The 19,875-nt window shown below is 74.2% G+C and carries 23 protein-coding genes and 1 pseudogene; 16 read left to right on the top strand and 8 right to left on the bottom strand.

Going from position 1 to position 19,875, the window contains the following annotated elements:
* Positions 1 to 46: 46 nt before the first annotated feature.
* The 3 genes from PATMI_RS28390 to PATMI_RS28380 are packed head-to-tail and all read left to right on the top strand — an operon-like array spanning position 47 to position 3,122.
* The gene (locus tag PATMI_RS28390) at positions 47 to 964 is read left to right on the top strand and encodes a WcbI family polysaccharide biosynthesis putative acetyltransferase (protein WP_051471208.1); all 918 of its coding nucleotides are present in this window, start codon (positions 47 to 49) and stop codon (positions 962 to 964) included.
* Entirely contained in the window at positions 961 to 1,953 is a 993-nt protein-coding gene (locus PATMI_RS28385; protein ID WP_051471207.1) for a glycosyltransferase family protein, read from the top strand. Before PATMI_RS28390 ends, PATMI_RS28385 begins: the two co-directional genes overlap by 4 nt.
* Complete coding sequence (locus tag PATMI_RS28380) at positions 1,950 to 3,122, top strand: glycosyltransferase (RefSeq protein ID WP_051471206.1); 1,173 nt, start codon at positions 1,950 to 1,952, stop codon at positions 3,120 to 3,122. Before PATMI_RS28385 ends, PATMI_RS28380 begins: the two co-directional genes overlap by 4 nt.
* Before the next feature lie 55 nt (positions 3,123 to 3,177).
* On the opposite strand, the gene PATMI_RS0108100 is transcribed toward PATMI_RS28380, so the two are convergent.
* Positions 3,178 to 3,396 carry a hypervirulence associated TUDOR domain-containing protein gene (locus PATMI_RS0108100; RefSeq protein WP_026910530.1) on the bottom strand — a complete coding sequence of 73 codons (219 nt, stop codon included), beginning with the start codon at positions 3,394 to 3,396 and terminating at the stop codon, positions 3,178 to 3,180.
* On the opposite strand from PATMI_RS0108100, the gene PATMI_RS38500 reads away from it, so the two are divergent.
* A complete protein-coding gene (locus PATMI_RS38500; RefSeq protein ID WP_281171301.1) occupies positions 3,395 to 3,520 on the top strand; it encodes a hypothetical protein in 126 nt (41 codons plus the stop codon). The two genes, PATMI_RS0108100 and PATMI_RS38500, sit on opposite strands and share 2 nt — an antisense overlap.
* A gap of 55 nt (positions 3,521 to 3,575) precedes the next feature.
* Here PATMI_RS38500 and PATMI_RS37320 read toward each other — a convergent pair whose 3' ends face one another.
* Positions 3,576 to 4,073 carry a hypothetical protein gene (locus PATMI_RS37320; RefSeq protein WP_026910529.1) on the bottom strand — a complete coding sequence of 166 codons (498 nt, stop codon included), beginning with the start codon at positions 4,071 to 4,073 and terminating at the stop codon, positions 3,576 to 3,578.
* A gap of 129 nt (positions 4,074 to 4,202) precedes the next feature.
* Here PATMI_RS37320 and PATMI_RS37315 point away from each other — a divergent pair, with 129 nt between their 5' ends.
* Positions 4,203 to 4,982: a DUF1295 domain-containing protein gene (locus PATMI_RS37315; RefSeq protein ID WP_051471205.1), complete on the top strand. Its 780-nt coding sequence runs from the start codon at positions 4,203 to 4,205 to the stop codon at positions 4,980 to 4,982.
* On the top strand, positions 4,979 to 5,494 hold the full coding sequence (locus PATMI_RS0108080; protein WP_157260671.1) for a nucleoside deaminase: 516 nt from the start codon (positions 4,979 to 4,981) through the stop codon (positions 5,492 to 5,494). The genes PATMI_RS37315 and PATMI_RS0108080 overlap by 4 nt, the downstream gene beginning before the upstream one ends.
* A 31-nt stretch (positions 5,495 to 5,525) precedes the next feature.
* Here PATMI_RS0108080 and PATMI_RS0108075 read toward each other — a convergent pair whose 3' ends face one another.
* Both PATMI_RS0108075 and PATMI_RS0108070 read right to left on the bottom strand, forming a co-directional pair.
* On the bottom strand, positions 5,526 to 6,572 hold the full coding sequence (locus tag PATMI_RS0108075; RefSeq protein WP_026910527.1) for an LLM class flavin-dependent oxidoreductase: 1,047 nt from the start codon (positions 6,570 to 6,572) through the stop codon (positions 5,526 to 5,528).
* A 108-nt stretch (positions 6,573 to 6,680) separates the two neighbouring features.
* Positions 6,681 to 7,175 (bottom strand): MarR family winged helix-turn-helix transcriptional regulator, encoded by a 495-nt coding sequence (locus tag PATMI_RS0108070; RefSeq protein ID WP_026910526.1) that lies wholly within the window; start codon positions 7,173 to 7,175, stop codon positions 6,681 to 6,683.
* Positions 7,176 to 7,237: 62 nt separating this feature from the next.
* Here PATMI_RS0108070 and PATMI_RS0108065 point away from each other — a divergent pair.
* From PATMI_RS0108065 to PATMI_RS0108055, 3 genes and pseudogenes are all read left to right on the top strand, one after another.
* Positions 7,238 to 7,549 (top strand): annotated as a pseudogene (locus PATMI_RS0108065) (GNAT family N-acetyltransferase); the annotation flags it as partial.
* Positions 7,546 to 7,818: a (4Fe-4S)-binding protein gene (locus PATMI_RS0108060; RefSeq protein WP_211241712.1), complete on the top strand. Its 273-nt coding sequence runs from the start codon at positions 7,546 to 7,548 to the stop codon at positions 7,816 to 7,818. The pseudogene PATMI_RS0108065 and the gene PATMI_RS0108060, both read left to right, overlap by 4 nt.
* A 94-nt stretch (positions 7,819 to 7,912) precedes the next feature.
* On the top strand, positions 7,913 to 8,848 hold the full coding sequence (locus PATMI_RS0108055; protein WP_051471204.1) for a glutathione S-transferase family protein: 936 nt from the start codon (positions 7,913 to 7,915) through the stop codon (positions 8,846 to 8,848).
* 88 nt (positions 8,849 to 8,936) lie between these two features.
* Here PATMI_RS0108055 and PATMI_RS34125 read toward each other — a convergent pair whose 3' ends face one another.
* The 3 genes from PATMI_RS34125 to PATMI_RS0108040 form a co-directional block, all read right to left on the bottom strand.
* Positions 8,937 to 9,401, bottom strand: coding sequence for a PPOX class F420-dependent oxidoreductase (locus PATMI_RS34125; protein WP_051471203.1), 465 nt, complete (start codon positions 9,399 to 9,401; stop codon positions 8,937 to 8,939).
* A 142-nt stretch (positions 9,402 to 9,543) separates the two neighbouring features.
* Positions 9,544 to 9,867 carry a hypothetical protein gene (locus PATMI_RS0108045; protein ID WP_157260670.1) on the bottom strand — a complete coding sequence of 108 codons (324 nt, stop codon included), beginning with the start codon at positions 9,865 to 9,867 and terminating at the stop codon, positions 9,544 to 9,546.
* Positions 9,868 to 10,063: 196 nt separating this feature from the next.
* Positions 10,064 to 10,321: a hypothetical protein gene (locus PATMI_RS0108040; RefSeq protein ID WP_026910521.1), complete on the bottom strand. Its 258-nt coding sequence runs from the start codon at positions 10,319 to 10,321 to the stop codon at positions 10,064 to 10,066.
* 166 nt (positions 10,322 to 10,487) lie between these two features.
* On the opposite strand from PATMI_RS0108040, the gene PATMI_RS38175 reads away from it, so the two are divergent.
* The 4 genes from PATMI_RS38175 to PATMI_RS28360 all read left to right on the top strand — a co-directional run bounded on the left by PATMI_RS38175 (position 10,488) and on the right by PATMI_RS28360 (position 14,536).
* Entirely contained in the window at positions 10,488 to 11,639 is a 1,152-nt protein-coding gene (locus tag PATMI_RS38175) for a response regulator transcription factor (protein ID WP_051471202.1), read from the top strand.
* Complete coding sequence (locus PATMI_RS0108030) at positions 11,636 to 12,439, top strand: helix-turn-helix transcriptional regulator (protein ID WP_026910520.1); 804 nt, start codon at positions 11,636 to 11,638, stop codon at positions 12,437 to 12,439. The genes PATMI_RS38175 and PATMI_RS0108030 overlap by 4 nt, the downstream gene beginning before the upstream one ends.
* A gap of 93 nt (positions 12,440 to 12,532) precedes the next feature.
* Entirely contained in the window at positions 12,533 to 12,970 is a 438-nt protein-coding gene (locus PATMI_RS0108025) for an ester cyclase (RefSeq protein WP_026910519.1), read from the top strand.
* 105 nt (positions 12,971 to 13,075) lie between these two features.
* Positions 13,076 to 14,536 carry an NAD(P)/FAD-dependent oxidoreductase gene (locus tag PATMI_RS28360; protein WP_084269782.1) on the top strand — a complete coding sequence of 487 codons (1,461 nt, stop codon included), beginning with the start codon at positions 13,076 to 13,078 and terminating at the stop codon, positions 14,534 to 14,536.
* 106 nt (positions 14,537 to 14,642) lie between these two features.
* On the opposite strand, the gene PATMI_RS0108015 is transcribed toward PATMI_RS28360, so the two are convergent.
* Positions 14,643 to 15,638, bottom strand: coding sequence for a hypothetical protein (locus tag PATMI_RS0108015; protein ID WP_026910518.1), 996 nt, complete (start codon positions 15,636 to 15,638; stop codon positions 14,643 to 14,645).
* A 269-nt stretch (positions 15,639 to 15,907) separates the two neighbouring features.
* Between PATMI_RS0108015 and PATMI_RS28355 the strand changes: the two genes are divergently transcribed.
* The 3 genes from PATMI_RS28355 (at position 15,908) to PATMI_RS28350 (ending at position 19,848) form a co-directional block, all read left to right on the top strand.
* Positions 15,908 to 16,993, top strand: coding sequence for a phosphotransferase (locus PATMI_RS28355; protein ID WP_051471201.1), 1,086 nt, complete (start codon positions 15,908 to 15,910; stop codon positions 16,991 to 16,993).
* Positions 16,994 to 17,297: 304 nt separating this feature from the next.
* Positions 17,298 to 18,806 carry an MFS transporter gene (locus PATMI_RS0108005; RefSeq protein ID WP_026910517.1) on the top strand — a complete coding sequence of 503 codons (1,509 nt, stop codon included), beginning with the start codon at positions 17,298 to 17,300 and terminating at the stop codon, positions 18,804 to 18,806.
* 97 nt (positions 18,807 to 18,903) lie between these two features.
* The gene (locus tag PATMI_RS28350) at positions 18,904 to 19,848 is read left to right on the top strand and encodes an alpha/beta fold hydrolase (RefSeq protein WP_051471200.1); all 945 of its coding nucleotides are present in this window, start codon (positions 18,904 to 18,906) and stop codon (positions 19,846 to 19,848) included.
* The last annotated feature ends 27 nt before the right edge of the window (positions 19,849 to 19,875 follow it).

Here is a 19,875-nt window from a genome sequence, read left to right as displayed (position 1 = left end):
CCGTGGGACCGAGTCCGCGGACCCGTGTGCGTAGATTCGCGAGCCCGTGTCCCCGCCCGCCGATGCCGCCCGCCGTCGCCACTACGCCGGACTCTACGACCCGGAACCGCTCGCCGACGATGCGCGACCCGTCCTCGTCGTCCACGGCATCTGCCAGGCGGAGGCGCTGCGCGTCGTCATCGAGGCGACGACCGACGAGGTCCGCGCCGTGCGCGTCCCGCCGGTCCACGAACTGACCGCGGACGACGTCCCGCCGCTCCTCCGGCTGCTCGCGCGCGCGGACGTCCTCGTCGCCCAGCCCGTCCGCGACGACTTCCACGGCCTGCCGCTCGGCACGGACCAGGTCGCCGCCCGGGCCCCGCGCGCGCAGCTCGTGCGCATCCCCGTCGTCCGCTACACCGGGCTGCACCCGTGGACGGTCCTCGTGCGGACCCCGTGGATGGGGGACCCACCCGTCGTCCCGTACCACGACCTCCGCACGATCCTCACCGTCGCCCGCGGCGCGGTGCGGCCCGTCGGCCACCGGCGCCCGGACGGCTACCGCGCCGTCGCCCGCCTCTCGCTCGACGGCCTCCGCGGACGCGAGACGGCGCACGGGACCCTGCGCGCGAGCGATCTGGTCGAGGACGCCGGGGCCCGCGCCACGCTCACCCCGAACCACCCGGGAAACGCCGTGCTGGTCCCGCTCGCGGGCCGGGTCACCGAGGCCTGCGGGATCGCCTCACCGCCCCGCGACCCCGGGCGCACGCTGCTCCCGTCGGTGCGGGCGCCGGTCCTCCCCGAGGTGCTCGACGCGCTCGGCCTCGGCGACGGGCCGACGCGGGAGACCTGGGCGCTCGACGACCGCCGCCTCGGGGACGACGAGATCGTCGCGGCGCAGCTCGGGTGGTACGCCGGGCGCGGACCCGTAGTCGATGCCGCGATCGCACGGAACGCCCGCGAGATCGAGGCGCTCGGCCTGTGATCGTCCATCACCTCGTCGTGGGCGACGAGTCGCACGGCGTCTCCCGCCTCGCGTTGCAGCTGACCCGCGGCCGATCGAGCACCCTCGTCGCGGCACCCCGGACCGTCGCCGACGCCGCGGAGGCGGCCGAAGCGCTGCCCGCCCGCGATGCGGCGCCCGTCCTCCACCTCCACCTCACCGACGGGCTGCTCGGCCCCGACCCGATCGACGCGTTCCGCGCCATCACCGACGGGCGGCGGGCGGCGGTCACGCTCCACGACGTCCCGCAACGCGCCGAGGGCCACGCCCGATGGCAGCGGCGATCTGCGGTCTACGCGGCGCTCGCGTCCCTCGCGGACCTCGTCGTGGTCTCCAGCGAGCACGAACGAGCGGGGCTCGAGGCGCTCGAGGTCGGCGTCGACCACGTCCTGCCGCTGCCGATCGACGGGCGTCGCGTCCGTCCCCGTCCGAGCGACGAACCCACCGTCGGGGTGCTCGGCTGGATCCACCCGGGCAAGGGCCTCGCCCGGCTCGCCGTGACCCTGGCCGCCCTCCGGACGCCGATCACCATCGTCGCGATCGGCGGGGTCGCACCGGGACACGAGGACCACGCGGCCGCCCTCGTACGCGGGTGCGACGTCCTGGGCGTCGGGCTCCGGGTGACGGGCTACCTCGACGACGACGCGCTCCTCCGCGAGGCGGCGCGCGTCCGGGTGCCCGTGTGTCCGCACCGGCACGTGTCCGCGTCGGGGTCGATCGGATCGTGGATGTCGGCCGGCCGCCGCCCGATCGTGGTGGACGGGGGGTACCAACGGGAGCTCGCCGCCCGGCTGCCCGGAGCACTGGAGGTCGTCGAGGATCTGCGCGCACCGGTCGGACGCGCCCTGCACGACCCGGCGGCGACGCTCCTGCCGCCAGGCCTCGTGGTCGGCCCGTCGACGGACCGGGCGGCGCAGGCCCAGCACGACGTGCTCGCCGCGTGGGCCCTCGCCGCGGTGGTGGAGGCATGACCGTCCGGATCTCCGTCGTCGTGCCGTACTTCGAGCACCAGCGTCGACTCGACCTCCTGCTCGAGGCCCTCGAGCTGCAGACCGTGGGACCTGCGGCGTTCGAGGTCGTGATCGCCGACGACGGCTCGTCGACGCCTCCCGACGTCGGCCGGCATCCGTACGCGGTCCGGGTGGTGCGTCAGGCAGACCTGGGCGTCCGGCCCGCGGCGGCGCGGAACCTCGGGGTCCGTGCGACGAACGGCGCGATGCTCGCGTTCCTCGACGGCGACATGGTTCCGGAGCCCGGGTATCTCGCCGCGATGGAGCGCTCCTGCGACGGACGGCACCTCGTCGTCGGCCGGCGACGGCACGCGGACCTCTCGGGGACGGCCCCCGACGCCCTCGCTCCGTGGTTCCGGAGCGGGGCCGGCGGGCCTCCCGTCCTGCCCGAGCCCGAATGGCTCGCCCGGGGCTACCGCGAGAGCCGGGACCTCGCGGACGCGGACCTCCGGTCGTACCGGTTCGTGATCGGCGCGACCCTCGCCTGTCCGCGCGAGCTGGTGCTCCGGACCGGTGGGTTCGCGGAGGAGGTCGTGGGCTACGGCGGGGAGGACTGGGAGTTCGCGCGGCGTTGCTGGCTGGCCGGCGCCGACCTGCGCCACGCACCCGACGCCGTCGCGTGGCACGACGGTCCCGACCTCGCGCTCCGTGAGGGGGACCAACTGACCGTGAAGAACGCCGAGACGGTGCTCATCGCTCCGCTGCTGACCGACCCTCAGCTCCGCGGCCGCGGCCTCGTCTGGCCCCACCCGCGGGTCGTCGTGCGGATCCGCGACGGCGCGTGCTCCGCCGCGGAGCTCGTGGCGTGCGCGAGCGGATTCCTCGCCGGGGGCGACGTCGGGGTGTGGATCGGGGGAGCGTCGGCTCCCGGGCTGTCCGACCCGCGGGTCCGCAGCGGGCTGCCGGGCGCGGGGACCCTCGGGCGGTGCGAGCTCGTGATCGACGTGCTCGCCCCGGTCGCCGTCGACGCCGACCGCATCGCCGCGCTCCAGGACGCCGCACCCACCGGCAACGCGCAGCTCGAGGCCCGGTCGCCCCGCGACGTGGCCCTCGGTCGCCCGACCAGCGAGCTCCCGCCGGTGCCGACGCTCCCCGACGGCCTCCAGCTCGAGGCGTGGTTCGCGCGGTGACGCGCGCGCCGCGGCTGCGGCGCGTGCCGTCCCGCGCGGCCGGGTCGCCGGCGCGTCAGCGCTTCTTCAGCTGCTTCTTCGACTTCAGGGCCTTCTTCCCGTCGGTGGACTTCACGAGGTAGGCGGGCTTCTCCTTCGACGCCTTGCGCGTGATCTTCTTGCCCTTGATCTTGCGCGTCACCTTCTCGGTGAAGCGCTCGACGACCTTGCCCTTCGTGGTGTTCCCACCGAACTTCCACGAGACCTCGTCGCCCTTCTTGATCTTCTTCGACATGGAGGTGTCGTACCCGCCGGACGCCGTCGCACGCGCGCGGCCGGTCGCGGACTCCCCGGCGGACCGCCTGAGGGGCACGGACGGCACCGACTCGGGGGACGCCGACGTCCCCGAGGCCGGCTGAGGCGGCCTCCGCGCGGTCGGGGCCCTGCCCTCGCCGCGCGGCGCCGACGCTCGGGCTAGGTCCCGTCCGCGGGCGGTCGCAGGGTCACGGTCGTGGTCGTCGGGGCGCGCGGCGCCCCGGCGGTGACGTCCGCTCCGGCCGGGAACGCCGCGTCGATGGCCAGCAGCAGCATCGCGGCCTCCTGCTCGAGGCGGCCGCTGCTCCGCTCGACGTCCGCCAGGTCCTCGGCGGCGCTCCTGTCCGATGCCGACGCGAGGACGCCGGCGAGATCCAGGTGCGTGCGGCGGATCGTCTCGTACCGCCGTGTGGCCTTCGAGACCTTCCGGGCGATCCGGTCGCTCCGCCGGGCCGCACGGCGGATCCGTCGACGGTCGGACAGCGATCGCCCGTCGTTGCCGGCCGCGACCACCTCCACCACCCGGCGCGCGACGGCGTCGCTGGCGAGCTGCGCGAGATCGAGCGCCGCACCCGCGGCGGTCGCCGCGTCGAGCAGCGGCCCCCCGGACCCGTCCTCGTCGCCGGGGTGGGGCTCCGATGCGGCACGACGTTGCATGCATCGTCGCTACCCGCCCCGGCCCGCACCACCCACCGACCCGCGCGAGCGCGGTGCATCCGGTCGGCGCGCGCCCTGCGCATCCGCGACCCGGGTGTGCCGGTGCTCCCGCACGGGCATGGAGCAGACGTGCTCGCCGCGTTCCTCGCCCCCGGATGGCCGACGGCGTGGGCCGCCGGCGTCGTCGTGCTCCTCTTCGTGGTGGTCTGGGCGGTCGGCACGCGTGCGGGTGACGTCTCGATCGTCGACGCCTTCTGGGGTCCGGCGTTCGTCCTCGTCGCCGCGACCGTCGCGCTCTCGGCGTCGGGGGACTCCGCCCTTCGCTGGGTGCTCCTCGGCATGACCGCGGTCTGGGGCCTCCGGCTGGGTGGGTTCCTGCTCGCCCGGTTCCTCCGACACGACGACGAGGACCCGCGCTACCAGGAGATCCGCGAGCGCCACGACGAGCACTTCGCCGTCTTCAGCCTGGTCGCCATCTTCGGGACCCAGGCGCTCGCGGTGCTCGTCGTGTCGCTGCCGATCCAGGTCGTCGCGGTGTCCCGGGACGCGATCGACGCCTCCGTGGTCGCGGGCCTCCTGGTCTGGGCCTTCGGCGTCGTCGTCGAGGGCGTGGCCGACGAGCAGCAGCGCCGCTTCTCGAAGTCCTCCGACGACGACGTGCTCGACACCGGGCTCTGGCGGTACAGCCGCCATCCCAACAAGTTCGGCGACTGCTGCGCGTGGTGGGGGATCTGGCTCGTCGCGGCGACCGTCGACGGTGCGTGGTGGACCGCCGTCGGACCGCTGCTGATGACCATCGTCCTGGTCCGCGGGACGGCGAGCGGCGACGACTCCGACGGGTCGCCCGCCCGGGAGCGCTACGAGCGCCGGACCTCGCGCTTCGTCCTCCTGCCCCCGCGCGCGGCGTGACCCGCGACGAGCAGCCGTCGAACGGGCCCGTCCGCGACGACACCCGTCACGTCCAACGGGCCTGGGAGCTCGCGATGGAGAACGTCGCCGAGGGCGGGCGACCGTTCGGCTGCGTGGTCGTGCAGGCGGAGAGCCGGGAGGTCCTCGCCGAGGCGCGCAACCAGGTCGTGCAGACGGGCGACAAGAGCGCGCACGCCGAGATCGTGGCCATCCGCGAGCTCGCCGCCGAGGGACGCGACACCCTCGAGGACTGCGACGTCTACGTGACCGCCTACCCGTGCCCCATGTGCCTCGGGGCCCTCTACTACGCCGCGCCACGACGGCTCGTCTTCGGCGCCACGCGTGCGCAGGAGGACGAGCACTACGAGGACGGCAACCGCCTGTTCCGGCTCGCGACGTTCTACGACGAGTTCGCCAAGGCGCCCGAGGATCGTGCCCTCCGCGCAGAACACGTCGAACCCCCCGACGCGACGCGCCCGTTCCGCGAGCACGGCGCACGGGACGGACGTTGAGGGCCCGCTCCGCGGAGCACCACCCTCCGCGTCAGCCGGCGGTCGTCGCCACCCGCTCCGCGACCAGCGGCCCCACCTCGGTGCCCAGCAGCCCGATCGACGCGAGCAGATGCTCGTGGGAGAGCCGCTCGTTCGTCATCTGCAGCGTCACGCGGTCGATGCCGCCGAGCGCCTCGGACATCGCGAGGATCTTCGTCGCGATCGTGTCGGGGTCGCCCAGGAAGAGCGCGCCGGTCGGCCCGCGCTGGGCGTCGTAGCTCTGGCGCGTCGGCGCCGGGAAGCCGCGCTCACGCCCGATCCGTCCGAACATCTGGGCGAACCCGGGGTAGAACAGGTCGGCTGCCTCCTTCGTCGTCTCCGCCACCATCCCGGGGACGTGGACGGAGACCTTCAGGTCCTCCTGCGCGTGACCGGCGCGACGGGCGGCCTCGCGGTAGAGGTCGACCAGCGGCCGGAAGCGGTGCGGCTCGCCGCCGATGATCGCGACCATCAGCGGCAGGCCGAGCGCGCCGGCGCGGACGAACGACTGCGGGCTCCCGCCGACCCCGACCCAGACCGGGAACGGGTCCTGCACCGGTCGCGGGAACACGCCCTGCCCGGTCAGCGGCGGGCGGTGGCGGCCGCTCCACTCGACGGTCTCGCTCTCGCGCAGCTTCAGGAGGAGGTCGAGGTTCTCCTCGAAGAGCTCGTCGTAGTCCTCGAGCGCCAGCCCGAAGAGCGGGAACGACTCCGTGAACGACCCGCGGCCGACGACGAGCTCCGCGCGCCCCCCGCTGATCAGGTCGAGCGTCGCGAACTGCTGGAACACCCGCACGGGGTCCGACGCGCTGAGGACCGTGACGGCGCTGTTCAGCCGGATCCGCTCCGTCCGCGCCGCGGCGGCCGCCAGGAGCATCGAGGGCGCCGAGTCGAGGAAGTCGCGGCGGTGGTGCTCGCCGATGCCGAACGTGTCGACGCCCGACCGGTCGGCGTGGACGATCTCCTCGAGGAGCTGGGCGACCCGCTCCGTCGGTGAGCCGGTGATCCCGGTGGCCGGATCCGTGACCGTCGAGACGAAGCTGTCGATGCCGATCTGCATACCTGGACCGTAGACACCGACGGCGGCCGACCAGCGGGGACGGTCGATTCCGACGTTTTGCGTGACACGTCACGCTCTTCACGGAGCCCGCGGGGCGTCGGTCCGGGGTCAGCCCGCGTCCTCGATGTCGAGCGCCTCGAGGTGCGCGGCGAGCGCGGTCATCGCCGACGCGACGGCCGCCTGCTGGTCCTCGTCGAGCGCGTCGACGAAGACCCGCCGGACCGTCCGGAGGTGCGGCCCGGAGGCCTCGCGCAGCGCGTCCAGGCCCTCAGGTGTCAGGTGGACCTCGGTCCCGCGCTGGTCGACGTCCGACCGCTCGCGCCGGACGAGCGCGCGGTCGGCCATGCGGGTGATCTGGTGCGAGAGTCGGCTGCGCTCCCAGGAGATCGCGTCCGCGAGGTCCGTCGTGCGCATCCGGCGACCGTCGGCCTCGGCGAGCGCGAGCAGGACCGCGTAGTCGCCCGCGGACACGCCCGAGTCCGCCTGGATCGCGCGGTCGATCCGCGCCTTCACCGCGATCGAGGTCTCGATGAACCCGCGCCAGACCTCGAGCTCCGCCGCGGTCGGGCGACGTCCCCGGCCCTCCGGGGTGCGTTCACCCATCGTGTAGCGTCCGTGACACGTCACCTACCGTACTCCCTCCCCCGGTTCCGACGCCACAGAACGAGAGCCCGATGTCCGAAGTCCGCAACGCCGCCGAGGCCCACCGCTACGAGATCGTCGAGGACGGCGTCGTCGCCGGCTTCGCCGAGTACATGGAGGTCCGTGGGGACCGCATCGTCTTCACCCACACCGAGATCGACCCGGCCTTCGAGGGCAAGGGGCTCGGCTCGGCGCTGATCGGGGCGGCGCTGGAGGACGCCCGCGACCGCGAGCAGCTGATCGTCCCGATCTGCCCGTTCGTCGCGAAGTACGTCCACAAGCACACCGAGTTCGTGCCGTTCCTCGACGAGCGGATCCGGAAGGCGTTCGAGTGAGCGCCGACGGCGGGACCCCGGGAGTCCGGCGCTACCCGCTGCCCGAGGGCGACCAGGGCGCGGTCGTGTGGGAGGCCGCGCGGTGCCGCCACGCGGGCGAGTGCGTCCGCGGGCTGCCGGAGGTCTTCGACACCGGGAAGCGGCCGTGGATCCAGCCGGAGCACGCGCCCGCGTCCGACGTCGAGCGGGTCGTCGGCCTGTGCCCGTCGCTGGCGCTCATCTTCGACCCTGCCGAGCACGGCGAGACCGCCGGCGGCGACCGGACCTGACGTCGCCGGCGGACGGTTGCGCGCGCAGCACCCGCGCGGCGCACCGCCCGCCGGCCACGGTCCGCGCACCCGACCAGCCACCACGAGAGCCCCCATGCCCGACCACAAGATCGACGCCCTGCTGACCACCTTCGGGACCGGGGACGCGTTCGAGCGGCCGCGGTCGACGCTGCGCGAGTGGATCTCGAGCGACGGGTCGACCGCCTTCCCGGCCGAGGCGGGCCGGTACCACCTGTACGTCTCGTGGGCCTGCCCCTGGGCGCACCGGACCGCGATCGGTCGGACGTTGAAGGGCCTTCAGGACGTCATCGGCCTCACGGTCGTGGACCCGGTGCGCGACGAGCGCAGCTGGGCGTTCAACGAGCGCTACCCCGACCCGCTGCACGGCTGGGAGTTCCTCAGCCAGGCGTACCTGGCCACCGACCCGGGCTACGACGGGCGCCTCAGCGTCCCCGTCCTCTGGGACACGCAGGACGGCCGGATCGTCAACAACGAGTCCGCCGACATCCTCCGCATGATGAGCACCGGGTTCGGCGATCTCGCGTCCGACGCCCACGACCTGGTCCCGGCCGACCGCGTCGCCGAGATCGACGCGCTGAACACCCGGATCTACGAGGAGCTCAACAACGCGGTCTACCGGGCCGGGCTCTCGCACGACCAGGCCGACTACGACCGGACGATCGACACGATGTTCGCGCTGCTCGACGAGCTGGACGCCCGACTCGCCGACTCGCGGTACCTCTTCGGGGACGCCCCCGTCGAGACCGACTGGCGGCTGTTCGTCACCCTGGTGCGGTTCGACCCGGTCTACGCGATCCACTTCAAGTGCTCGCGGAAGCGGATCACCGACCTCCCGAACCTCTGGGGCTACGTCCGCGACCTCTACCAGGGGTACGGCATCGAGGACACCGTCAGGCTCGACGAGATCCGCGACCACTACTACCTGACCCACCCCTCGATCAACCCCGGCGGCCTCGTCGCCGCCCTGCCGGCCACGGTCGACCTGGCCGCCCCGCACGGGCGGGGGTGACCGGGCTCCGGCCGCACGCCGGAGCCCTCCGGGGGCACGCGGGGGCTCGGCGTCGCGCTCCCGGCGACGCCCGTGGCCGACCGCCGGTTCAGGCGTCCGGCGCCCGGACCTCGATGTAGGCCGGGTCGAGGATCAGGGCCCTGGTCATCCCGTAGACCCGCCGCGCGGCGCCGTTGCCGCCGCGGAGCGACTCCTCCGCGGCCCGGACCGCGCCGGCGTCGCGAAGGACGGCCGCCCGGCCGGCCATCACGGGACCGGTGGGCCGCCCCCGCACGCCACACGTGCAGAGCAGCACCCGCGGGTCGCGGAGGATCCGACGGACCTTGGCGTCGCGCGCCTCGCTCCGCAGGTGGACGCGCCCATCCGCGACCCCGAACCACATCGGCGTGGCGACCGACCGGCCGTCGGTGCGGAAGCTCGTCAGCAGGCAGAAGCCCGCGCCGTCGAGCAGCGCGACGTCCCACGCCCGGGGCTCCTCCCCTGCCGGATCGGCGGACCTCGGGTCGCGGACGGCGCGGTAGACCCGGTTCTCCAGGCGGCGGAGCCGGGTCACGCGCGCGCCGCCGCGCGACCCAGCAGGTAGGGCGCGAAGAACCGGTGCCCCCGCCGCACCGCCGGCCACACGGTCCGGGCGTACCGGGAGTCGAGCCCGATCTGGGTCGCGATGATCGCCCGGCCCGGGGGTGTGAGGGCGATCAGGCGCGCGGAGAGTCCGCGGGAGGAGTCGAGCCCGATCGCGAACGCGTCGGGCCGGCGTCCAGCACCTTCCAGCCGAGGACGTGGTCGGGCGAGCCGGCGAGCGGCCCGATCCGCACCCCGAGGACCGCCTTGCCCATGCCGAGCCACGGGAGCTGGAACCAACGGGGAGCGCCCTCGATGAACGTGCGCATCCACCACTCCGGCCCGTGGTCGCTCGCGGTGTCGACGGCGAAGGCGTCGTCGTAGCCGACGCGGGACAGCAGCCGCAGGTCGGCGACCGCGGCCGGCACGGGGATCTCGACGGGCTCGGTACCGGACACGCTGCCACCCTTCGTCGGACTGACGTTCCGTCTCGGACGGTAGCGCCGGCCCGCGCGTCGGAGGCGGTCGTCGGACACACTCGGACCCGGCCGACGGCGCCGGCCGACCGAAGCGATCGGCAGGCCGACGGTCCCGCCTGCACGCGCCGCGGGCCCGGGGCCGGCGCGACGCCAGCCCGGCCCCGGCCGGTCGCGTCTAGACCAAGGCGTCGGGCCCGGCGTCGGCCTTTCCGAGGAACGAGGTCCGCGCGGCGCGATGACCGTCGCCGCCCTCGCGCGACCGGTGGACGCGGCGGGCGAAGGACGCCTCGTCGGCGATCAGGCGGGCGAGGACGACGTCGGCGGTGCGGCTGACGCGGGCCGAGCCCGTGCCGGGGGTCGGGGTGCTGCGGGAGGAGGTGCTGCGGTCGGCCCCGGAGCGCGGGGCGGCGGTGGTGTGGGAGTCGGGGAACATGCGGATCTCTGCTTCTGCGGTGACGGGCCACGCGGGCGACGGCACGCCCGTGGGGAACTTCCAAAGATTTGGAACTACAGAAGGTGTACCACACCGGAGCGCGCGCTCCGTTTCGTCGCGGGGACGCGGTCCGGCCCCCGTCGTCGCCGTGGGAGAACATGCGGGGATGGCGGACGGCGCGACCCACGACGACGGCGCGGGGGCACGGGCGGAGACCGCCTCCGCCGTGGCGCCGGTCGACGACGTGCTCGCCCGCGCCCGCGCGCTGCGGGAGCGGACCGCCGTGCACCGCCGGACGATCGCCGGCTCCGGGGACGACGAGCTCGTCGCCGCGCTCGACGTGCTCCGCTCCCGGCTCCGCTCCGAGGACGTCTCCTCCGCGGACCTCGAGGCGTTCGGCCTGCTCGTCGCGGAGCGCGAGGCGATCGACCGGCACGACACCGCCGTCCGCCGCCGGGTCGACGCGAGCATCGAGGACGCGCTCGGGGACCTCGCGACGTGCTCGACCCCGTGGGAGCTCATGACCCGCGCGGTCGTGTCCGCGTGCGACGCGTGCGGGTTCACCCGGTCGCTGGCCTCCGCCGTCCGCGGCACGCGGTGGGTGCCGCTCGTCGTCCACACCCGCGACGACGTCGACCCGAAGGCCGAGACGTTCCGCGCGTTCGTTTCGGAGCACATGGAGATCCCGCTCGCGAACATGCTCGGCGAGACCGAGATCGCCCGGCGGCGCACCGCGATCCGCTTCACCGACCCCTTGAACGACCGGCGGACGTTCAAGACGATCATCATCGAGTCCGGGTCCCCCGGGTACGCCGCGGCACCGATCGTCGCCGGCGTGCGCACGCTCGGGTTCCTCCACGTCGACCGCGTGGGGCAGGATCAGCCGATCACCGAGGACGACCGCGTGGCGCTCGGGACGTTCGCCGACGGGCTCGGCTGGCTCCTCGACAGCGCGGCCGCCCGGCAGTCGGTCGAGCGTCGGCGCGGGGACGTCGGCCGCGCGATCGACCGCGCCCGCGAGGCGCTCGACCGGGCCGGGGCGCCCGCCCCCGCCCCGGTGCTCGGCGAGGACCGGAGCGACGACGACGAGGTCGTGGCCGACGTCCCCACCCGCCGCGACGCGCTGCTGACCGCCCGGGAGCGCGAGGTCCTCGAGCTCGTCGCCGACGGCGCCACGAACTGGGCGATCGCGCAACGGCTCACGCTCTCCGAGGAGACGGTGAAGGCGCACGTGCGCTCGATCCGGCGCAAGCTCCACGTGACGAGCCGCGGCGCCGCCGTCGCGCGGTACCGGCGGTTCACGGGCGGTGCACGATGACCGACGCCGGGTCGCCGGCGCTGCGGGAGGCCGCGCGGGTCGCGCTCGCCGCGGAGGCGCGGGAGCAGCGGCTCCGCCAGGCACGTCGGACCACGACCGAGCGGCGCCAGCAGGCCGTGGAGGCGGCACTCGACGAGCTCCGGGCGTGCGCCACCACCCGGGAGCTCGTCGACCGCGCCCCGCGGAGCCTCCGGTCGGCCTGCGGGGCCCGGCACGTGGCGCTCTCGCGGGTCCGGGACGGCGTGCGGACCCCGTGGCTGGGCGACCTCGCGGACGACGCCGAGGTCGTCGTCGTCGCCCCGGTCCGCGTGGACGCGGCGGTCGTCGGGCTGCTCGAGGCGCAGTTCGACGAGGGCGACGTCGACGACGGGACGATCGAGGTCGTGGCCCGCCTGGCAGGCGCGGTCGGCCGGGCGTTCGCGGGCCTCGCCGAGCGCGCCCGGCTGCGCGCCCAGGAGCGGACGGTCGCGCGGCTCCGCGAGGCGCTCGCGCCCCCGGGCACGACGACGGACGGTGCGGCGGACGAGCTGCCGACCGCCGAGCCGGGGGACCGCGGCGTCCCGGGCGCGACGTCCGCCACGGCCGCCGGCGCCGACCCGTTCGCCACGCTGACCCCGAGGCAGCGCCAGACCCTCGACCTGATGGCGCTCGGGCTCTCGAACGGCGAGATCGCCGACCGGCTCCTCGTCGGCGTCCCGACCGTCAAGAGCCACGTCGGGGCCGTCCTGCGCGCCGCGGGGGCGCTGAACCGCGCCGAGGCGGTGAAGCGGTACGTCGAGACGCGCCCCACCTCCGACTGATTGGCGCACCAGATACCCAGAAGGACGGAGGCGCTTGGTCGCGGCGCTTGCGAGAGTGCCCGGAGTCACACCGCCACGTTCGGAGCCGCCCGCATGACCACCGCCACGTCCGTCGACGTCCTCACCGCCTTCCCCGCCCGCTACTGCGCCGCCTGGAGCCAGGACGATCTCGCCACCTTCCTGGACGTCATCAGCCCCGAGGTCCGGTGGGAGGACCCGTTGCTCCCGGAGCCGTTCGTCGGCCACGAGGGTGCCACCGGCTTCTTCCAGGGCGCCCGCCTGGGCTTCCCGGACATGGCGTTCGAGCTCGTCGGCGAGCCGCTGGTCGACGAGGCGAACGGTCGCGTGTCGGCCGAGTGGGTCATGACCGGCACGCACACCGGCGAGTTCCCTCCCGGCGCCCCCGTCAGCGGCAACAGCTTCCGCGTCCCGGGCAGCGACACGTGGGAGGTCGACGCCGACGGCCGCGCCACGTCGGTCCACGCCCACTACGACACCCTGACGCTGCTGAAGGCCATCGGCCTCGCGTAGGGGCGCGCACCGCACCTCCCCGACCACCGGCCCCGTCGGGGCCGGGCCCGCCCCGTACGGCCGGGCACCCGCCGACGACCCCCGATCCCGAGGACGAATCGCACCATGAGCACCACCATCGAGCAGGCAGACGTCGTCATCGTCGGCGCGCGCTGCGCCGGCACCGCCGCCGCGGTGCCGCTGGCCCGCGCCGGCCACAAGGTGGTCGTCGTCGACAAGACGCGGTTCCCCGCGGACACGATGTCGACGCACGTCCTCGTCCCCAACGGGGTGCAGGAGCTGCAGTTCATGGGCGCGCTGCAGAAGATCCTCGCGCTGAACCCCGCGAAGACCCGGTATCTGACGCTGCACGACGACGACGGGCTCGAGGTCCAGGAGCGGTTCAAGCCGTTCTCCGGGATCGACTACGGGCTCTGCATCCCGCGGGACCAGCAGGACGTCCTCCTGGTCGAGGCCGCGCGGGACGCGGGCGCCGACGTCCGCGAGCGCGTCGCGATGACCGAGGTCGTGTGGCGGGACGGCCGCGCCGCGGGCGTGCGCGTGAAGACCCGGGACGACGAGTACGAGATCCAGGCGAAGCTCGTGATCGGCGCCGACGGCCGCCGGTCCCGCGTGGCCGCGGAGGTCGACGCCTGGACGCCGTACCGCGCGTCGAAGAACGGCCGCGGCTTCGCGTTCCGCTACGTCGACGACCCGAAGGGCGAGGACGCGCCGAGCGCGTTCCAGATCTTCCGGGCCCACGGCAACCAGGTGCTCGTGCTCCCGGCGTGCCCGGCCGGCCGCACGCTCGTGGTGAACATGACCGACGCCGCGAAGATCCCCGGGATCCGCGCGGACCCGGAGGCGGGCTGGCAGGAGATGCTCGACCTCGACCCGGTGCTGCAGGAGCGGATCGGCGGGGCGACGAACATGTCGAGCGTCCGCAGCACCGACGACCTCTCGGCGTACTACCGCCGGTCCTCCGGTCCCGGCTGGGCGCTGGCGGGCGACGCGGGCCACTTCAAGGACCCGGTCACCGGCAACGGCATGCGCGACGCCCTGAAGTTCGGGCGCCTGCTGGGCGAGGCCGCCGCCGTCACGCTGCACGACCCGGCCGAGCTCGACGGGGCGCTGCGCGACTGGGAGGCCGCGCGCGACGCGGACACGATCTCGACGTACCACTGGGGCAACCGCGAGTCGCGGCCCGGTCCGTCCTCGCCGCTGGTCCGCGAGGTCCTCCGGACGTTCTCCGGCAACGAGACGCCGAACCTGTCGGACACCTTCAACCGGGCCCGGCCGATCGAGGCGATCATCACGCCCGGCCGGATGGTCAAGGGCCTCGTCCGCGCCCTCCGCGCCCCGGGGGCGGACCGCCGGGCGATCCTGCGCGAGGTCTGGGGCGAGCTGCCCGCGGAGATCGGCGCCCGCCGGCACCGCCTGCTCGACGGGTTCCGTTCGACGCGGTCCGCCGGCACCGAGCGGGAGGGCTGGGACGTCGGACCGACCCCGAAGCCGCCGACGTTCCGGCCGGCCGCCGACCCGGTCGGCGCGGAGGACGCGCGCTCCGCCCCGGTCGCGGCGGACTGACCGCCGGGCCCCGCGGGGCCCGGGCCGCCGTCCTCACCTGACACGCAGCAGCGCCGCCGGCGACCCGCCGGCGGCGCTGCTCGTGGTGCTGCAGGTCGGACGGTCGTCAGGACTGCTTCTCGATCGTCAGCGTGCAGCCGACCTTCGAGCGGTTCGGCGCGGTCGGCGTGATCCGGACGCCGTTGCACTCGTTGCGGGCGGACTCGCCGCCGCGGAGCATCACCACGTCCTCGGTGCGCGTGAAGCCCGCGCCCGAGGAGGACTGGTCGCGGTGGAAGAAGGCGACGTCCCCCGCGCTGAACGCGGTGATGCGCGAGTTCAGGGACACGCGCTCGCCGTCGATCGACCGCTCGAGCGTGTGGCGCCCCTCGGCGGACACCCGGCAGACCCGGGCCTCCGGCGGGCAGGTCACCTTGACGGCGCAGCCCTGGTTGAAAGAGCCGTCCGCCCCGGCCGCGCCGGAGGTGCCGATCCACTGCGGCGTGGTGCAGTCGACGACGCTGCCGTTCGAGATCGCCGTGGTGGTGACGGTCGGCGTCCCCGAGTCGGCCGGGAAGGTCGGGGCCGGTGCGGGCGTCGTGGGATCGGGCGTCGGCGCCGGTGCGGGGGCCGGCTGTGGCGCGGGTTGCGGCGTCGCGGGCGTGTCGCAGTCGTTGTCGCGGATCGTGACGGTGCCGTAGTCGCGGCGCGCGCCCTGGCGGCGCGTGCGCTTCTGGACGCGGATGCGGCCGGTCTCCGTGCCCTCGCAGACCGCGTCGTCGACGGCCTTGATCGTGACCGTCGCGATCATCGAGCGACCGGCGCGCTTGACCTTGAGCTTCGTCCGGGCGGGCGAGGTGAGCGCGGTGAAGTCGAGCTTCGGCTTCGCGGTCAGCACGACCGGGTCGATGCGGTAGGTGCAGGGCGCGATGCCGACGCCGCGCTCGCAGGCGAGCTTGATGCGGAGCTGGACCGCCTGGCCCTCGGTGACGGTCACGGGCGCGACGGTCGTGGGCTTGATGTCGTCCGGCGCGGCCGAGGCGGCGGTCGGGACGGCGACGCCGACGGCGGTCGCGGCGAGGGCGAGGAGGGCGAGGCGTGAGGTGCGGGAGGTGGTGGGCATGAGGGGCGTCCTTCGGATGGGGTGGGGTGATGCGGACACCTTCGCGACCCCCGCATGAAGCCCCGATGAACCGGCTGACCCGGCGCCGGTGGACCCCCGCGACGCACGGACATCCCCCGTTGTGGAGCTTGCGCACAGAAGGGCGCTGCGGCGAGCATGTCCCGAGGTTCCGACGCAGGCCATGGAGAGAGCACCCGCATGACGCACCCGCACCGCACGCCCCCCGAGAGCGCCCCGCGCTCCGCCCCGGTCCCGGACGGATCCGGGCGATGACCGCCGTCGACCCCGTCGTCCCGCTCGGCGCGATCGACGCCGACTGGCTGAGCGCGACGCTGTCCGCCGCGGGCGTGCTGAAGGACGCCACCGTCGTCGGCGTGGAGCACGGGCCCTGCGGCACCGGCCAGCTCGCCGACTCCTACCGCTTCACGCTGACCTACGAGCCGGCCGGTGCGGGCCCCGAGACGCTGGTGGGGAAGTTCGCGTCGGAGGACGCCACCAGCCGCGAGTTCGGCAAGGCCTCCGGCTACTACCGCAGCGAGATCCGCTTCTACGAGGAGGTCGCGTCGACCCTGTCGATCGCGATCCCGACGCCGGTCCACGCGGCGCTCGCCGAGAACGAGACCGACTTCGTCCTGCTGATGGAGGACATGTCGCCGGCCCGCATCGTCGACCAGCTCGACGGCTGCTCCGCCGACGAGGCCGCCGCGGTGATCGAGCAGGCCGCGGCGCTGCACGCCGGGTCGTGGCGCAGCGCGGAGCTCGCGAAGGTCGACTGGCTGAAGGGCACCGTCGGCTCGTTCACGCAGGTGACCGATGCCTTCCCGCAGCTGATCGCGTCCTTCCCCGAGACCTACGGCGACCTCATCCCGACCGGGGATCTCGCGGAGGCCGCGAAGCTCAACGACCACCTCGACGCGTGGAAGCGCGCGTTCTCCGAGCCCCGCTGCCTGTGGCACAGCGACCTGCGGGGCGACAACCTCCTCTTCGACGCCGACGACGGGAAGATCCCCGTCGCCCTGCTCGACTGGCAGGGCGTCGGCTACGGCCAGGGCACGATCGACGTCGCGTACTTCCTCGGGACGAGCCTCACGACGGAGGTCCGCCGGGCCAGCGAGCGGGACCTGCTCCGCCTGTACCACGAGGCCCTGGTCGCGAACGGCGTGTCCGACTACAGCGCCGAGGAGGCGTGGGACGACTACCGCGTGCACGCGATCCACCCGCTCCAGACGGGCGTCTTCGGCCTCGGTGCCGTGAAGCGCAGCGAGCGCGGCGACCGCATGTGGCAGAACTGGATCGACCGCACCGCGCACCAGACGCGGGACCTCGACAGCTTCGCGCTGCTCGCCGCGCGCTGAGGCGGGACGCGGCCCTGCCGGGCCTGTGTGCGCGATCTCCGGAAGGCGCCCGATGAGTCCCGGGCCGCCCGGCGGTCCTCGTGGTGTGTCCTGCTCGTCCGCGGGATCGACCCCGAACCCTCCTCACGGGGTACAGGGAGTCGAACCGGCGGGCGTCCGGCCCACGCCCCCGAGAAACGGAGCACACGATCCGGTCGTGCTACGGTCTCAACCGGATCGTCCGCTCCGTTTAACGCGGGGTTCTGACGACCACCCGCGCCGGCCCCCCAACCGGCGCATCCCGACCTCCCGCAGGAGACGCCGCATGAGTACCGCCCCAACCACCCACAGGCGCGACATGATCGCCCTCTACGTCCTCTGCCTCGGCATGTTGATGATCGTGCTCGACGGCACGATCGTGAACACCGCCCTGCCGGTGCTCAAGGACAGCCTCGACTTCTCGGACGGCAACCTGACCTGGGTGCTGAACGCGTACCTGATCCCGTTCGGCGGCCTGCTGATGCTGTCCGGCCGCATCGGCGACCTGATCGGTCAGCGACGCATGTTCCTCTGGGGCATGTCGCTGTTCACCTTCGCGTCCCTGCTCTGCGGCCTGGCCGAGAGCCAGGAGGTCCTGATCGGGGCCCGCTTCCTCCAGGGGGTCGGCGGTGCCCTCGGGTCCTCCGTGATCCTCGGGATGATCATCACGATGTTCCAGGAGCCCCGGGCACAGGGCGAGGCCATCGGCATCTACTCGTTCGTCGCCTCGGCGGGCGGCTCGGTCGGCCTCCTCCTCGGCGGCGTGCTGACCGACATCCTCAGCTGGCACTGGATCTTCTTCGTCAACCTGCCGATCGGCATCGCGACGGTCGTCCTCGCGACCCGCCTGGTCCCGCACCGCCCCGGCCTCGGCCTCAAGGAGCACAAGGTCGACGTCCTCGGCGCCCTGCTCCTGACGATCGGCCTGATGGTCGGCGTCTACGCGGTCGTCGGCGTCGAGAAGGAGGGCTGGGGCTCCGCGCAGACGCTGATCCTCTTCGCCGTCTCGCTCGTCCTGCTCGTCGGCTTCGTCGTCCGGCAGGCCCGCATCGACCACCCGCTGCTGCCGCTGCGCATCTTCCGCTCGCGCAACGTCACCGGGGCGAACCTCGTCCTGCTGGGCGTCCTGTCCGGCATGTTCTCGGTGTTCTTCTTCGGCGCCCGCTACGCCGGCGAGATCCTGGGCTACAGCCCGGTCCAGATCGGCTTCGCGTTCCTGCCGCTGACGCTGCTGATCGGCTTCGTGTCGACGAAGGTGTCGCAGCCGGTGACCGAGCGGTTCGGCCCGAAGAACGTCCTGATCGCCGGTCTGACGTCGATCACCGCCGCGGTCCTGCTGTTCACGCAGACGCCGGTCGACGGGAACTACTTCGTCAACGTCCTGCCGTCGATGCTCCTGCTCGGCCTCGGTGCCGGCCTGAGCTTCACGTCGATCATGGGCCTGGCGATGTCGGGGGCGACGCCGCAGGACTCCGGCATCGCGTCCGGCCTGGTGAACACCTCCATGCAGGTCGGCGGCGCCATCGCGCTGTCGGTGCTGGCGACGTTCGCCGCGGAGCGCACGAGCGGCAAGGTCGCCGATGGCGTGAACCAGATGGAGGCCCTGAACTCCGGCTTCCACGTGGCGTACCTGATCGCCGCCGGGTTCGTGGTCGCCGCGATCGCCGCCGCCGTGCTGGTCCTGAAGGACGAGCGCGCCCCGGCGGGCGACGCCGCGGCCGTCGGGCACGGCGACGAGGCCCCGACGCAGCCCGCGTCGACCGAAGACCTGCCGGTCTACTCCGAGGTCGGCTGACCCCGGGGGTCCGCCGGCGCCGGGACTCCCGGTGTCGGCGGACGACGGCGCTCCGCCCTCTTCGCGGGCGGAGCGCCGGGAAGTACCGTCCGGGGCGATGACGCGCACCGCCCCGGACCCCGGCCTCCACGAGCTCCGCCACGCGACGTCGTCCGCCGGCGCGCGGATCTCGTACGTGCACGAGGGGCGGGGCGGGATCCCGCTCCTGCTCGTGCACGGCTGGCCGGAGACCTCACGGATCTGGTGGCGCACGATCGCGCCGCTCGCCGCCGCCGGCTTCGAGGTGATCGTCCCCGACCTCCGGGGCTTCGGCACCGACCCGGTCGCGCCGGACGGACACTACGACGCGACGGCGAACGCCCGCGACCTCCACGACCTCGTCCACGGCGAGCTCGGCCACGCGGCCTGCTTCGCCGTCGGCAGCGACTTCGGCGGGGTCGTCGTGCAGGAGCTCGGACAGCGGTTCCCCGGCTTCGTCGCCGCGCAGTGCCTCTTCAACACGGTGCTGCCGCACCTGCGCGCGGAGTACGACGCGGCCGGGCTGCGGTCCGGTCGGTCCCCGCGGGCCCGGGCGTCGTCGGACTACTTCCTCCGTCAGGGCACCGATGCGGACGGCCTGATGGCGGAGCTCGACACCCCCGAGCGCCGCCGCCGGTACGTCGCGGAGATGTACGGCCACCGCCACTGGGGCACGCCCGGCGGCTTCACGCCGGAGGAGGTCGCGTTCGTCGTCGAACCGTTCGGCGACGCCGCGCGGCTGCGCGCGAGCTTCGGGCTCTACGAGGTCGCGACGGGGACCCGCGAGCCATCGGAGCCCCCGCTGCCGCCGGCCGTCAGCGCCGTGCCGACGGTCGCCCTCCACGGACCCGACGACCACGTGATCTGGCAGGACTTCCCGGAGCGCTGCGAGGTCGCGTTCTCCGACCTCACCGGCCCGTACGTCATCCCGCGCGCCGGGCACTTCCTGCAGTGGGAGCGCCCGGAGCTCCTCGCGCGCACGATCAGCGGCTTCCTCGGGGCACGATTCGCGTTGCCCGGCTGAGCGTCACAGCACGAGGAACACATCCCG

It is taken from the genome of Patulibacter minatonensis DSM 18081, assembly GCF_000519325.1.
GTDB classification, from domain to species: domain Bacteria; phylum Actinomycetota; class Thermoleophilia; order Solirubrobacterales; family Solirubrobacteraceae; genus Patulibacter; species Patulibacter minatonensis.
The sequence above is the reverse complement of the archived record's forward strand: the minus strand, read 5'-3'. Positions and strand labels throughout refer to the sequence as shown.